Below are 14,282 nucleotides of genomic sequence, written 5' to 3'. Positions count from 1 at the left end.
AAAAACGTATTTGGTTTTTTGAAATGATCCGAGCCGGTGAAGTTGTGACCTAAAAGCTTCTGGCCGCTTTCAAAAATCACGCCGTAGGGAGAGGTGGAAAACCGCGCGTCTTTTTCGCGGGTTGTAACCCGACCGGAGGGAACCGCGCAGCGGCGGGATTTTGCGGCAATAGCGGGAGTTTCTGAAACATAGCCGGGATGCAGGGCACGTTTTTTGATAACGCGGGAGTCCAGAGGGCGCGCGTTTACGCGTCCTTTGGGCCGGTTTGGGCGGCAGCACAAGGTCTTGACCTAAAAATCGATTTAAAAGCCGCCCCCCGTTATGTCAGCCTCGCATCACATTTCCCAAATCCCCTCCCCGTTTCAACCCCAATCATTGATGGGCGTCATAACACGCACCGCATTTATTGTTCACAGTGCCCGCCTTTGTCCAAATTTAATCTCCGGGGAGTCAACGTATGTGGGAATTGCTGATCGGGCTGGTGGTCGCCGTGTTTGTCGGGCGATACATCATCAAAGGATATTCACCAACTGGCGTGCTGATGGTGGGCGGGCTGTTGCTGCTGGTAATAAGTGCGCTGATGGGCCACAGCGTGCTGCCGGAAGGTGCGAAAAGCACCGGCTGGAATACCACGGATATCGTCGAGTACGTCAAAATTCTGCTGATGAGCCGGGGTGGCGATCTCGGAATGATGATCATGATGCTGTGCGGTTTCGCGGCTTACATGACGCATATCGGCGCGAACGACGTGGTGGTCAGACTGGCGTCCCGCCCGCTCAAGATGATCAATTCCCCGTATATCCTGATGGTCGCCGCCTATATCCTGGCGTGCCTGATGTCACTGGCCGTCTCCTCAGCGACCGGACTGGGCGTGCTGCTGATGGCAACACTGTTCCCGATTATGGTCAACGTCGGCATCAGCCGTGGTGCGGCAGCGGCGATTTGTGCGTCGCCTGCGGCGATCATTCTTTCTCCAACCTCCGGCGACGTGGTGCTGGCGGCGCAGGCGGCGAACATGCCGCTGGTAGATTTCGCGTTTAAAGTCACCCTGCCGATTTCTATCGCCGCCATTGTGGCGATGGCCGTCGCCCACTTCTTTTGGCAGCGTTATCTGGATAAACGCGATACCTCTGAACTGGTGGGTGCCGTGGATTCGAATAAAGATGACGTTGTGGAAACCAACGCGCCCGCGTTTTACGCCATTCTTCCCTTCACTCCCATCATCGGTGTGCTGATATTCGACGGCAAATGGGGACCGAATCTGCACATCATCACCATTCTGGTGATTTGTATGTTGCTTACCGCACTGATTGAAACCGTGCGCAACCGCAGCGGAAAAATCGTGTTCGCCGGTCTGGACGTCGCTTATCGCGGCATGGCGGATGCCTTCGCCAACGTGGTGATGTTACTGGTCGCGGCGGGCGTGTTCGCGCAAGGGCTGAGCACCGTCGGGTTCATAAGCAGCCTGATCGGGCTGGCGCAGAACTTCGGTTCCGGCAGCATTATCATGATGCTGGTTCTGGTTACGATCACCGTGCTGGCCGCCATGACCACCGGTTCAGGTAACGCCTCCTTCTATGCCTTCGTCGAACTTATCCCGAAACTGGCGGCGAAAATGGGCATTAATCCGGAGTATCTGGTCATCCCGATGCTTCAGGCCTCTAACCTCGGACGCACGATTTCCCCGGTCTCGGGTGTGATCGTCGCCGTCGCCGGTATGGCTAAAATCTCCCCGTTTGAAGTGGTCAAACGCACTTCCGTGCCGGTTCTGGTTGGTCTGGTTGTGGTGATCGTCGCAACGGAAATTCTGGTCCCTGTGCGTTAATCTGCCATTCATTGCAAATCCCCTTCAAAAACGAAGGGGATATTGATCACATAAATACGATAACGAGAAATTATCTCTCAGGTTAAGCTACTGCGCCTTGAAGATGGGGAAAAGCTCCCCGTACTGTCCGGGTGGAAAACCCGCGTAATAAAGGTTTTTTATGTCGAATATTCCGGGCTACAAACGTATTGGCGGATGGCTACTGGCCCCGATGGCGTATCTGATTGTGACGCTGATGAGCGTCGTATTAATGCTGGCGTTGTTTTCCATGGCATTATTTATGCCGGAATCGCGGGATTATTTACTGACCAATTCGCAGGCATTTACCCTGCAATGGTATTTCTCCGTAGTGACCACATTGGCGATGGGGTTATTTACCGTCACTGTACTGTGGCAATTCTGCAAGCGCGCCAAAGCGTTGCCGAAAATGTATATTATCTGGTTGCTGTGTACCGTATTGCTGGCGGTAAAAGCCTTTGCTTTCTCGCCGGTTACCGACGATCTGGCTGTTCGTAACTTATTGTTACCGTTATTAGCCGCTGCGGTGTTTGTGCCTTATTTCAAGCGCTCACTGCGGGTGAAAGAAACCTTCACGGAATAACCCTGAAGTTTTAATGTTTATTATGTCCGGGCTATTGTCATGACCTCATACTTATTACTGTTTGTTGGCACCATGCTGGTGAATAACTTCGTTCTGGTGAAGTTTCTTGGCCTGTGCCCTTTTATGGGCGTTTCCAAGAAGCTCGAATCGGCTATCGGCATGGGGCTGGCGACCACGTTCGTCATCACCCTGTCGAATATCTGCTCGTGGATGGTCAACACCTTCATCCTGATGCCGCTGGAGCTGGTCTATCTGCGCACGATGGCGTTCATTCTGGTCATCGCAGTAGTAGTGCAGTTCACTGAAATGGTGGTGCGCAAAACCAGCCCGTCACTGTATCGCCTGCTGGGCATCTTTCTGCCGCTCATCACCACCAACTGCGCCGTACTCGGCGTGGCGCTTTTGAACATCAACCAGCAGTTCGGCTTTATGGAATCTGCGCTGTACGGCTTTGCCGCCTCGCTTGGCTTCTCGCTGGTCATGGTGCTCTTTGCCGCCATCCGTGAGCGTCTGGTCGTCGCTGACGTCCCTGCGCCGTTCAAAGGATCTTCCATTGCGCTGGTCACCGCAGGTCTGATGTCGCTGGCCTTTATGGGCTTCACCGGTCTGGTGAAATTCTGATGTTTGAATTATGGGTAGCGATTGCCGCGCTGACCGCTCTGGCACTGGTTTTTGGCCTGCTGCTGGGCTACGCATCGCGCCGTTTTGCCGTGGAAGGCAACCCGGTGGTCGATCAGATTGACGATATCCTGCCGCAAAGCCAGTGCGCGCAATGCGGCTATCCCGGCTGTAAACCTTACGCCGAAGCCGTGGCCAATGGCGACAACATCAATAAATGCGTGCCGGGCGGCGAAGCGGTCATGCTAAAACTCGCCACGCTGCTCAACGTTGAGCCGCAGCCGATGGGCGAAGACGCCGCCGCGGCCGCACCGGTTCGCCGCGTGGCCTACATCGACGAAAGTAACTGCATCGGTTGCACTAAGTGCATTCAGGCCTGCCCGGTCGATGCCATCGTGGGTGCCACTCGCGCCGTGCATACCGTAGTGACCGATTTATGTACTGGCTGTGATTTGTGCGTCGCGCCGTGCCCGACCGACTGCATCGAAATGCTGCCGATCAAAACCACCACCGCAAACTGGAAGTGGGATATGCAATCCATTCCGGTTCAGGTCATCCATGCGGAGTAACATGTTTAATCTGTTTGCCGCGCTCAAAAAAGACAAAATCTGGGACTTCGACGGCGGGATCCATCCGCCGGAAATGAAGACTCAGTCGAGCCACGTTCCGCTGCGCAACGTGCCGCTGCCTGAGCGCTTTATCATCCCTCTTCAGCAACATCTTGGCCCTGAGGGCGAGCTGTGCGTGCAGGCTGGCGACCGTGTTCTGAAAGGTCAGCCGCTGACCACAGGCCGTGGCCGTACGGTACCGGTGCATTCTCCGACCTCAGGCGTGATCACTGCCATCGAGCCGCACATCACCGCGCACCCTTCCGGGCTGAAAGAGCAATGCGTGCTGATCGACGCCGACGGCCAGGACACCTGGTGCGAACGCGAATTGATTGCCGACTATCGCAAACTTTCCGCCGATGAGCTGAATCAGCGCATCAGTCAGGCCGGTATTGCCGGTCTCGGCGGCGCGGGCTTCCCGACCGCCAGCAAACTCTCGGGCGGGCTGACCTCTACCCGCACGCTTATTCTCAATGCCGCCGAGTGCGAACCTTACATCACCGCCGATGACCGGCTGATGCAGGAGCATGCAGATCAGATCCTCGAAGGCACCCGCATTCTGTGCCATATGCTGCATCCGGAACGCGTGATGATCGGCATTGAAGACAATAAGCCTGACGCCATTGCTGCATTTAAAGCCGCCATCAAAGCCAGCATGGAGCGTGATCTGGCCGCTGGCGTGCGGTTCGAATTGCGCGTGGTACCGACCAAATACCCGTCCGGCGGCGCCAAACAGCTGACCAAAATTCTGACCGGACTCGAGGTGCCTAAAGGCCATCACTCGTCGTCCATCGGCGTGCTGATGCAAAACGTCGGGACGGTGTATGCCATCAAACGCGCAATCATCGATGGCGAACCGCTGATCGAACGCGTGGTGACGCTGACCGGCGAAGCGATGGCGAAACCGGGCAACGTCTGGGCGCGTCTTGGCACACCGGTGGCGCACCTGATGCAGGAAGGCGCATTGCAGCCGCAGGGCGACAAAAAGATGGTGATCATGGGCGGGCCTCTGATGGGCTTCACCCTGCCATCGCTTAACGTACCGGTGGTTAAAATTTCCAACTGCCTGCTGGCCCCGTCTGAATCCGAACTTGGTCAGCCTGAGCCGGAAGAAGCCTGCATCCGTTGCAGCCTGTGCGCCGACGCCTGCCCGGCCGGTTTGCTGCCTCAGCAACTTTACTGGTTCAGTAAAGGTCAGGAACACGAGAAAGCCCGCAACCATAATTTATTCGACTGCATCGAATGTGGCGCCTGCGCCTATGTCTGCCCGAGCAACATTCCTCTGGTGCAATATTATCGGCAGGAAAAGGCCGAAATCCGCGCCATCGACACTGAAACCGCCCGCGCCACCGAAGCTAAAGCCCGCTTCGAAGCCAAACAGGCGCGTATGGAACGTGAAAAATTAGCACGTGAAGAGAAACATCAGAAAGCGGCCGTGAAACTCGATGACACGCCGGTCGAAACTGCGCCAGCAGCTGACGTGGTGGCAGACTCTGCCGATGCCGATCCGCGTAAAGCGGCGCTTGCAGCAGCAATTGCCAGAGCGAAAGCCAAAAAAGCGGCAGCTGAGCAAGAAATTCCCGTGGCCTCTGAGCCCGTACCTGAAGTCGCACCGACCGCCGATGATGACCGTAAAGCCGCCGTCGCTGCTGCCATCGTCCGGATGAAGGCTAAAAAAGCCGGGACCGGCGTGGTGGTGGAAGCAACGGACAGCGAGCTGAACGTCGCGCCTGCGGCGCAAGCCGCTGACGATCGCAAAGCCGCCGTGGCCGCCGCAATCGCCCGCGTAAAAGCCAAAAAAGCCGCTGCCGCACAGCCGGACGGTGCGAAAGCCGCTGTGGCTGAATCCGTGACAACGTCACCGGCAGAGCCTTCTGCTGACGACAAACGCAAAGCCGCCGTCGCCGCTGCCATTGCCCGTGCAAAGGCCAAAAAGGCCGCCGCGCTGAGTGAAGCGCAGGACGCTGAACCGGAACAAAAAGACACATCACAACAAGAAAGCGATCCACGCAAAGCTGCCGTCGCTGCTGCGATCGCCCGTGTTAAGGCCCGTAAAGCCGCTCAGACCATGTCGAACGAGGAATAAATGGCCTTCAGGATTGCAAGTTCACCTTTTACACATAACCGCCAGAACACCAGCACCATCATGATGATGGTGATTATGGCGTGCATTCCCGGCCTGGTCGCTCAGGTCTGGTTTTTCGGTTATGGCACGCTGGTTCAGCTCGCGCTGGCAATCACCATTGCGCTGCTGGCGGAAGGCGCGGTATTGCAGCTACGCAAACAACCGGTAAAAAAACGTCTTGGCGATAACAGCGCCCTGCTGACGGCGGTTCTGCTGGGTATCAGCCTGCCGCCGCTCGGCCCCTGGTGGATGGTGGTGCTTGGCACGATCTTCGCCATCATCATCGCCAAGCAACTGTACGGGGGTCTGGGGCAGAATCCGTTTAACCCGGCGATGGTCGGTTACGTCGTGCTGCTGATTTCCTTCCCGGTACAGATGACCACCTGGCTGCCGCCGGATGCGTTGCAGCATCATCACGTCGGTTTTGCCGACACGCTGCTGACCATTTTTACCGGTCACAACAGTCAGGATCTGAGCGCATATCAGTTACAGATGAACGTCGATGGCGTGACGCAGGCAACGCCGCTGGATGCGTTCAAAACCGGTTTGCGCTCCGGCCATTCTGCCGATCAAATCCTTGCCACCCCGCTGTTTGGCGGCGCGCTGGCCGGTCTCGGCTGGCAGTGGATTAACCTCGGGTTCCTGGCCGGTGGCCTGTATCTGATGTGGCGCAAAATCATCAGCTGGCACATTCCGGTGGCAATGCTCGGCATGCTGACGTTCTGCGCCGCTCTCGCCTGGGGTCTGGCGCCGGAGAGCTACTCCTCGCCGCTGGTGGGCCTGTTCTCTGGTGCAACGATGCTGGGCGCTTTCTTTATCGCGACCGATCCGGTCACCGCGTCAACCACGCCGAAAGGTCGTCTGATATTTGGTGCGTTGATTGGTTTACTGATGTGGCTTATCCGCACTTACGGCGGTTATCCTGACGGCGTGGCCTTTGCCGTTCTGCTGGCCAACATTACCGTGCCGTTGATTGATCACTACACGCAGCCGCGCGTTTACGGGCATCGCTGAGGAAGAATTATGTTAGCTACAATGCGACGCCACGGCCTGATCCTGGCATTTTTTGGCGCCCTGATGACCGGTATGACCGCTCTGGTCAATCTGATGACCAAGCCGACGATTGAACATCAGGCGCTGTTACAGCAAAAAACGTTGTTCGATCAGGTCATTCCTGCCAGCGTATATGATAACAACTTGCAGGATGAATGTTACAACGTCACTGATGAATCCCTCGGCACCGCTACACCACACCGGATGTATCTGGCGCGCAAAGCCGGTAAACCGGTCGCTGCCGTGGTAGAAACCACCGCGCCAGACGGTTACTCCGGTGCCATTCAGTTACTGGTTGCCGCGGATTTTAACGGCAACGTGTACGGTTCTCGCGTGCTGGAACAGCATGAAACGCCGGGCCTGGGCGACAAAATTGAAGTGCGTATTTCCGACTGGATCAAGCATTTCGCCAATCAGACCGTCAACGGCGCAAGTGATGCGCGCTGGGCAGTGAAAAAAGACGGCGGTATGTTTGATCAGTTCACCGGCGCGACCATTACTCCGCGCGCGGTGGTGCGTTCCGTTAAACGCACCGCATTATTTATCGGGACGGTACCGTCTCAGCTTTCCCACCTCACCCCTTGTGGAGCCCGTGATGAGTGAAGCCAAAAAGATAATCGTTCAGGGTCTGTGGACCAATAACTCCTCGCTGGTGCAGCTGCTGGGGCTTTGTCCGCTGCTGGCCGTGACGTCCACCGCAACCAACGCCTTAGGGCTGGGGCTGGCGACCACGCTGGTGCTGACCTGCACCAACGCCATGATTTCGGCGTTCCGTAAGTGGATCCCGGATGAAATCCGTATTCCGATTTACGTGCTGATTATCGCTTCGGTGGTCAGTACCGTGCAGATGCTGATCAACGCCTATGCGTTTGGTCTTTATCAGGCGCTGGGGATCTTCATTCCGCTCATCGTCACTAACTGCATTGTGGTCGGACGGGCGGAAGCCTGCGCGGCAAGCAGCCCGGTACATCTGGCGGCGCTCGACGGCGCGATGACCGGCCTCGGCGCGACCTGTGCGATGTTCGTGCTAGGTTCCATGCGTGAAATTCTCGGCAGCGGCGTGTTATTTAACGGCGCTGATTTACTGCTCGGCAGTTGGGCGAAGGTACTGCGCGTAGAAGTGATTCATTTGGACAACCCGTTCTTGCTGGCGATGCTGCCACCGGGCGCCTTTATCGGCCTCGGCCTGCTGCTGGCAGGCAAATATCTGATCGACCAGCGCATGAAAGCGCGCAAAGCCGTGCAGCACGTCGCGGCTGAAGAAACTCTGCCAAAAGGAAGTGTGCATGAATAAGGAAAAGCGCGTCGCGATCCTCAGCCGTTTGCGGGACAACAATCCGCACCCGACCACCGAACTGGTGTACACCACCCCGTTTGAGCTGTTGATTTCGGTGCTACTTTCCGCGCAGGCCACGGACGTCAGTGTGAATAAAGCGACCGCGAAGCTGTATCCGGTCGCCAATACGCCTGCTTCCGTTCTGGCACTCGGCGTGGACGGCGTGAAGGAATACATCAAGACCATCGGCCTGTTCAATTCAAAAGCCGAGAACGTGATCAAAACCTGTCGCATTTTGCTGGAAAAGCACAACGGTGAGGTTCCCGAAGACCGTGCCGCGCTGGAAGCCCTGCCAGGCGTCGGGCGTAAAACCGCCAATGTGGTGCTTAACACCGCCTTCGGCTGGCCGACGATTGCCGTCGACACGCATATCTACCGCGTCTGCAACCGGACGAAGTTCGCGCCGGGAAAAACCGTCGAAGACGTCGAAGAGAAATTGCTGAAAGTCGTCCCGAAGGAATTTATGCTCGATTGCCATCACTGGCTAATTTTGCACGGACGATATACCTGTATTGCACGTAAGCCGCGATGCGGGAGTTGTCTGATCGAAGATTTGTGCGAGAGCAAAGAGAAGGTGTACGCGGAGTGAAAGGGATTCCCTTTGGATCCCTTTAAAATTTTAATTGTTCTCTCGCTTGCAGCGAGGGGCTGGTTCGAAACAATTTCGGTTTTTCAATATCTGTTATCACCCGGCCTTTCGCGCCGAAACCGACCAAGAGGGAAAAGTGCTTTTTCCCTCTTGGATCTCCCTTCGCTTTTTCACTGCGCGTTATCACAGGCACGACGGACATCTTCCGGTGCATCAGTGAGTGGCGCAAAATGTCATCGCTGCGCGATTCCCGAATTTCAGGCTTCGAGCCTAAGGTCTCGAACCATTCATTCGGTGCCATTTTTGAGCGCGCCAATCTACTTTTCTAAAAGATAAAACCATTTTTCTTTTGAATTTAAGATCGTGCGGGCGATTCAGAAATCTTGCTGAGTGAGAGGTTGCAGACCTGAGGCTGCAATCCCGAAACGAAGGTACCGCGCAGCGGCAAGATTTCCAGCCTGTCGCTGTGCTACCTGAAACATAGCCAGCAAGCGGCAGCGCGCAGTTTAAGACGTGGAGATTCCAAAGAGGGCTCGTCTTAGCCCTCTTTGGTCGGTTTCGGCGCGGAAGGCCGATTGATAACCGTTATTGAGAAACCGAAACTTTCGCAGTCAGCCTTACAGGCCGCTATTTGCTGCGCCAACAGCAAAAATCAAATAAACGATTTGGCCTGCTTCAGCACCACATCACATGCTTTGGTTTTGACTTTCTCTTTCACCTGCGTCAATCCGCTGCCCAGATTATTCAGATCCACACTTTGATCTTTACCGGTTTTCAGCAAGCCACCCAGCCCCTGCTGGTAATCCTGGCTTTGTGCGCCGGAGGCGGTCTGGATGCCCAGTTTGCTTAACAGCTGGTCTTTCACATTATCGGTGCTGGCTTTGGAAAGTACGTTGTTTTTCACGCAGTACTGCAACACACCTGCCACGTTGTTGGCGCTGGTCGAAGTCAGTGCGCTGTCCCCGCCGCTAAGCAGTGAGGTCAGCGAAGATGTCGTGCCGGTGCTGTTGGTGTTCTTGCCCGCACCGTTCAGCCCTTCGTTAGCCGCCTGCTGAAGTTGCCCGAGCAGATTATTCGACGCCTGCGCGCCGCCTGCCAGTAAAATACCGCTCGTCGCCACTGCAAGAATCACCGTCTTTAATGCTTTCATTTTTATTCCATCCATTTCACTTAAGTCATAACGCAAAGCTTGACCCCAAACATTCATTACATCAATAGGATTTCATGAGATAAAGCTGCACTGAATAGTATTGGTTTATTTCTGAATCTGCTGCTGCGCTAACCACAGACCGGCAGCGGTGAAGAAGTGCTGCGCCAGCGGTGTTGACCGCCCTGCTTCGGCAACCACCAGTGCGGCATGGCGGCTCATCGGCGTGATATCCAGCGGACAACGTTTCAGCGCCGGATTCATTTCGTCGATCAGATGCCCGCGTGGCACCAGCGCACAGCCGATGCCGACAAAAACGCCCTGCATCAGCTGGAATATCGAGGTACTTTCCAGACGTGGATGCAGCTCCAGCCCGGCCTGACGAAAGAAATTATCCAGATAGCGGCGAAAATAGCGGCTCGGTTCGGACAGGCACAGCGGCAACGCCACGGCCTCTTCGGCGCTGATCAGACTGAGCTTTTGCAACTCCGGGAAGTGATCCGGGTGATAAACCACGTCAACACCGCCGTCATCGATCGGCACCAGCTGGAAGCGCAGTTCATTGAGGGTAGAGAATTCGAAAAATCCGATGCCGACGTCCACCGAATGGCTGCTAAGCGCCTCGATCAGCTGATCGGCGCTCACTTCAGACACCCGGTAATCCAGCCCCGGATGCACCAGACTCACCGCTTTGATAAGCTGCGCCAGAGAAACGCTGCACTGCGGCATCACGCCGATGCGTAACGTGCCACTCATGCCCTGCTTAAGCGATTCCACTTCCAGCTTCAGCCCTTCATACACCGCCACGATTTCCCGCGCCCAGCTCAGCACCCGCAGCCCTTCGGCGGTGAAACCTTCAAAGTTATTGCCACGGTTGATAAGGTTCAGCCCGAGTTCTTTCTCGAGATTTTTTAAGCGCATCGACAGCGTCGGCTGACTGACAAAACTGGCTTCCGCCGCCCGGCCAAAATGCCGCTCGCGTTCGAGATTACATAAATAGATGAGCTGTTTGATGTCCAAAATTTTTATTTCATTGAGTTAGGTGAATAATCTGGAATGGAGTGTGAACGGATCTCTATTCGCCCGGCCGTTTCCAATTAATGCATAACGCATGATATCCCACATTGGAGACATTTGTTTTTCCGGATAACTCAGAACCCCTGTCGCAGAACGCATTTTTCACGCATCTCCCTTTCGCATAACTCAAATTAAATGGCGTTAAAGGTATCTATCTGCGTACATCGGCCTAGTCTGGGGTTAGCGTTAAAATATTTAACGCAACAATGTTCTGATGTTTTTGCGAATGCAAACCGGCCAGTGAGCCGGTTTTTTAATGCCCGCGACGGACTTACCAGATTATTTTCACCCCCAGATTACCGCTGACATCCTGCCGGTGTTCGCTGTCATCGTCGCTGGTATGACTGACGGCTGAGTAAAGTTCAATCTGGCGGCTCAGGCTGGCGGCCACGCCGACGCCGACTTCCAGTGCCGTACTGCCTTCGTCCTGACTCAGGGTGTCATTGCCCAGCGTGACGGTGCTGGTGCCGTTGAAGTCGTGCCACAGGTTGACTCTCACGAACGGCATCAGGCGTTTACCCAGCTCGCCGTAGTTCCCCTGCAATCGTGCGCCGACGCGCCCGGTGTAGGTGGTGTCATCGCTGTAATGAATGTCTGAAATGCTGTCGGTGCTGTCATCGAGATTCAGCCGCTGGGTGATGAACTGCGCCTGCGGTTCAAGCGACCAGTTATCCGCCATCGGGACCGGATAGCCCGCCTCCAGCGAAGCCGACCAGAGTTTACCGCCGATGTCTGCGTCCACCCTGCGCCCGGAGGTGGTTGACCCGTTCAGCCAGGTGTGAACCAGCACCGCATCCACATACGCCAGTGAATCCCAGTGATGCGTCCAGTACACGCCTGCGCTGTTGCCTTCCAGCGTCAGATCTCCGGCCCAGGCGTCGCGGCGACCATTGACAAACCCTTTCACAATGCCTTTTGCACGGGTATAGCCATAGAACACACCGGCGTTATCACGATTGCCCGCCAGCAAATCCTGCCCGACCTGAAGCCCGGCGTAATTGCCGTCGAACGCCGGGGATGTCGCGCCCGACCACGATTGTTCACTGTGAACACCAAAGGTTCGCGCCCAGCCGGCCGCCTGACCCTGGGTGTTCACCTCGCCCTGCCGCTCATGGAATGTGCTGATCTGATGCAGACCTATCTGCTGCGCCAGCGGAGAGACCGCCTGATACAGCGGCGCTTCCTGTCGGTAGAGCGGAACGACAGTGCCCACCGGCGGCGCGGTTGGGACGACCGGCGACGTCACCGGTGGGATCTCGGGCGGCGTGCCCGGTGTCGTCACCGGCGGGATTTCAGGAGAAGTCACCGGTGGTGTGGTTGGCGGCGTCACAGGAGGATTTACCGGGGGCGTCACAGGAGGGGTCACCGGCGGCGTGGTCGGCGGGACGATCAGTGAATTACGCAGATACCAGCCCTGGGCATCGTCGCTGCTGCCGCGAAACAGCAGATACTCGTAGGCACCGGCGGATACCGAGCCGCCCGCCAGCGCAAACGCGCCGGTTGTGGTGGTCGCGCCGTTGGTGGCTTCGACCAGCATAATGCCGGAATTCAGCGTTGCGGCGCCCGTCCCGCCGACGTTCGTCACCTGGATCTGCGTGCTGCCGCTCGCCTGCCCGCCGGAAATCACCAGCCGGTCTGAGGCCGAATCATCACCGTTGAGCACGGTTTGCAGTTTGAGTACGCCGTTGTTGCCGACGTAATTGCCATTAATCGTCAGCCGGTCCGCAGTGCTGTTGCCGCCGTTGGTCAGATCTATCGTGCCGGCGTTCGTGACGCTGACGTCATTTTCGCCGCTAAAACTGGCGATACTTGCGGCGCTCTGACCCCCCGCCAGTAAAGCGCTGGTGGCATCAATACTGACGCTGCCGGTTCCGCTCTGCGCATCCCCCATAACCAGCGGTGTGTTGAGGGTCAGTTGCGCCGCGTTTTGCAGCAGCAGGCTTTCCCACTGGATAAAACGTGATGGCTGGCTGAGCCGGGCGTTATCGAGCGTCAGCCGGTCGTTACCGGTGCCACCGTCGAGAGCGGGCATTGCCGTCAAACTGCTGTCGTCCATATTGATCAGTGTTGCGGTGTCGTCGCCTGCGGCCATATCTACCGAGCCGGTGATCGCACCGCCGTTTTGCCAGATGAAGGTGTCGGTGCCACCGGAAAACTGCACCGCGACGCCGTTGCCAGTGAGATCGCCACTGTTAATCAGCGTGCCGTTGTCGTCGCTGTCGAAATGCACGGCGCGCTCATTGTCAGAGGTGATGGAACCGGTATTGGTGATGGTCGCGACGCCGTAGTAGCTGTCTATCCCGTCGCGCCACGCACGGATTTCACCGTGGTTTGTCAGCGTGCCGCCCGCCGTCGCCAGCACGCCACGCGCGGCGCTGCTGGTAATGTTGCCATCCGCCGCGTTGGTGAACGTCCCGGCATTATCGAAATACACGCCGTTGGCGAACACCCCCGACGTGGTGATCGCCCCGGCGTTGGTGACGCTACCAAGCTCGGTGCCACCGCCTGCATTAATGCCGTTCGCCGCGCGCCCCTGCGTGACGATTGTTCCGCGGTTATCGAGAAGATTCCCGTTGCCGTTCACTTGCATGCCGGAGGCGTTGTCGCCGGTGGTACTAATGCTGCCGGTGTTGGTCAGCCGGTTGCCGGTGCCCTGCGCAAACATCCCCGCTGAGCCCGCGCCTGACGTGGAAATCATGCCCGCATTGGTCAGCTGATTATCACCAACGTCGGTGGTCGAGGCTCTGAAGCTTATCATTCCGCTGGAATCATCCCCGGAGGTGGTGATCATCCCGCCGGACTGATTGATGGCCTGATTGTCGGTGCCAGAAATAAAGAGTGCTTCTGATTCCACGCCCTGCGTGTTGATAGTGCCGAAATTCTCAATGACGTTGCCGGAAAGGCGGGAGGATATGCCGTCAAAACTGTCGTTGCTGATATTCAGCGTGCCACGTTGAAAAACTGAGCTGTTGCTGTAGATCAGCACACCGTTTTGATCGCTTAAATTCAGAATAGTGCCAGTATCAATATTCACCGTGACATTGTCACTTCCCGTCACCGCCGTGACCCCCGTCACAGAAGGATTCGGCGTGCTGACCGAGCACGTCACGCTCTGGCCGGACGCGGGCTGGGTGATATCACACCCCGCTACAACCGTCCCGGAAAAGCCCAGGCTTATCAGGATGGTCAGGAGCGTCCTGCAACAGTTCACCGAAGAAATCTTTTGCTTCTTCATTCCCTACCCCCGCCAAACACGACAGCTTTGTCTAATTTGCGTTAAGGATAGTAAAAAAATAATACGTT

At 56.5% G+C, this 14,282-nt stretch carries 13 protein-coding genes; 9 read left to right on the top strand and 4 right to left on the bottom strand.

Annotation, left to right across the window (positions count from 1 at the left end):
- Positions 1 to 457: 457 nt before the first annotated feature.
- The 9 genes from dcuC (at position 458) to nth (ending at position 8,755) form a co-directional block, all read left to right on the top strand.
- Complete coding sequence (dcuC, locus tag ACMHLI_RS06615) at positions 458 to 1,825, top strand: anaerobic C4-dicarboxylate transporter DcuC (protein ID WP_413528755.1); 1,368 nt, start codon at positions 458 to 460, stop codon at positions 1,823 to 1,825.
- A gap of 160 nt (positions 1,826 to 1,985) precedes the next feature.
- The gene (locus ACMHLI_RS06610; RefSeq protein ID WP_413528754.1) at positions 1,986 to 2,426 is read left to right on the top strand and encodes a DUF2569 domain-containing protein; all 441 of its coding nucleotides are present in this window, start codon (positions 1,986 to 1,988) and stop codon (positions 2,424 to 2,426) included.
- Between the two features lie 39 nt (positions 2,427 to 2,465).
- Positions 2,466 to 3,047, top strand: coding sequence for an electron transport complex subunit RsxA (gene rsxA / locus ACMHLI_RS06605; RefSeq protein WP_112167628.1), 582 nt, complete (start codon positions 2,466 to 2,468; stop codon positions 3,045 to 3,047).
- Positions 3,047 to 3,613, top strand: a complete 567-nt coding sequence (gene rsxB, locus ACMHLI_RS06600; RefSeq protein ID WP_413528753.1) for an electron transport complex subunit RsxB — start codon at positions 3,047 to 3,049, stop codon at positions 3,611 to 3,613. The genes rsxA and rsxB overlap by 1 nt, the downstream gene beginning before the upstream one ends.
- Before the next feature lies 1 nt (position 3,614).
- The gene (gene rsxC, locus ACMHLI_RS06595) at positions 3,615 to 5,738 is read left to right on the top strand and encodes an electron transport complex subunit RsxC (RefSeq protein ID WP_413528752.1); all 2,124 of its coding nucleotides are present in this window, start codon (positions 3,615 to 3,617) and stop codon (positions 5,736 to 5,738) included.
- Positions 5,739 to 6,791, top strand: a complete 1,053-nt coding sequence (gene rsxD, locus ACMHLI_RS06590) for an electron transport complex subunit RsxD (protein WP_413528751.1) — start codon at positions 5,739 to 5,741, stop codon at positions 6,789 to 6,791.
- A 9-nt stretch (positions 6,792 to 6,800) separates the two neighbouring features.
- Entirely contained in the window at positions 6,801 to 7,433 is a 633-nt protein-coding gene (rsxG, locus tag ACMHLI_RS06585; RefSeq protein WP_413528750.1) for an electron transport complex subunit RsxG, read from the top strand.
- Complete coding sequence (locus tag ACMHLI_RS06580) at positions 7,426 to 8,124, top strand: electron transport complex subunit E (RefSeq protein WP_413528749.1); 699 nt, start codon at positions 7,426 to 7,428, stop codon at positions 8,122 to 8,124. Before rsxG ends, ACMHLI_RS06580 begins: the two co-directional genes overlap by 8 nt.
- A complete protein-coding gene (gene nth / locus ACMHLI_RS06575; protein WP_413528748.1) occupies positions 8,117 to 8,755 on the top strand; it encodes an endonuclease III in 639 nt (212 codons plus the stop codon). Before ACMHLI_RS06580 ends, nth begins: the two co-directional genes overlap by 8 nt.
- A 22-nt stretch (positions 8,756 to 8,777) precedes the next feature.
- Here the strand turns inward: nth and ACMHLI_RS06570 are convergent, their stop codons facing one another.
- From ACMHLI_RS06570 to ACMHLI_RS06555, 4 genes are all read right to left on the bottom strand, one after another.
- A complete protein-coding gene (locus ACMHLI_RS06570) occupies positions 8,778 to 9,056 on the bottom strand; it encodes a hypothetical protein (RefSeq protein WP_413528747.1) in 279 nt (92 codons plus the stop codon).
- Positions 9,057 to 9,407: 351 nt separating this feature from the next.
- Entirely contained in the window at positions 9,408 to 9,905 is a 498-nt protein-coding gene (locus ACMHLI_RS06565) for a DUF2501 domain-containing protein (RefSeq protein ID WP_413528746.1), read from the bottom strand.
- Between the two features lie 105 nt (positions 9,906 to 10,010).
- The gene (locus tag ACMHLI_RS06560) at positions 10,011 to 10,922 is read right to left on the bottom strand and encodes a LysR family transcriptional regulator (protein WP_413528745.1); all 912 of its coding nucleotides are present in this window, start codon (positions 10,920 to 10,922) and stop codon (positions 10,011 to 10,013) included.
- 328 nt (positions 10,923 to 11,250) lie between these two features.
- Positions 11,251 to 14,214, bottom strand: a complete 2,964-nt coding sequence (locus tag ACMHLI_RS06555) for an autotransporter outer membrane beta-barrel domain-containing protein (RefSeq protein ID WP_413528744.1) — start codon at positions 14,212 to 14,214, stop codon at positions 11,251 to 11,253.
- Positions 14,215 to 14,282 lie beyond the last annotated feature (68 nt).

This window comes from Rahnella inusitata (genome assembly GCF_965118895.1).
Lineage (GTDB): Bacteria > Pseudomonadota > Gammaproteobacteria > Enterobacterales > Enterobacteriaceae > Rahnella > Rahnella inusitata_A.
Note: the sequence above shows the minus strand (reverse complement) of the source record. Positions and strands in the feature narration are given on the sequence as shown.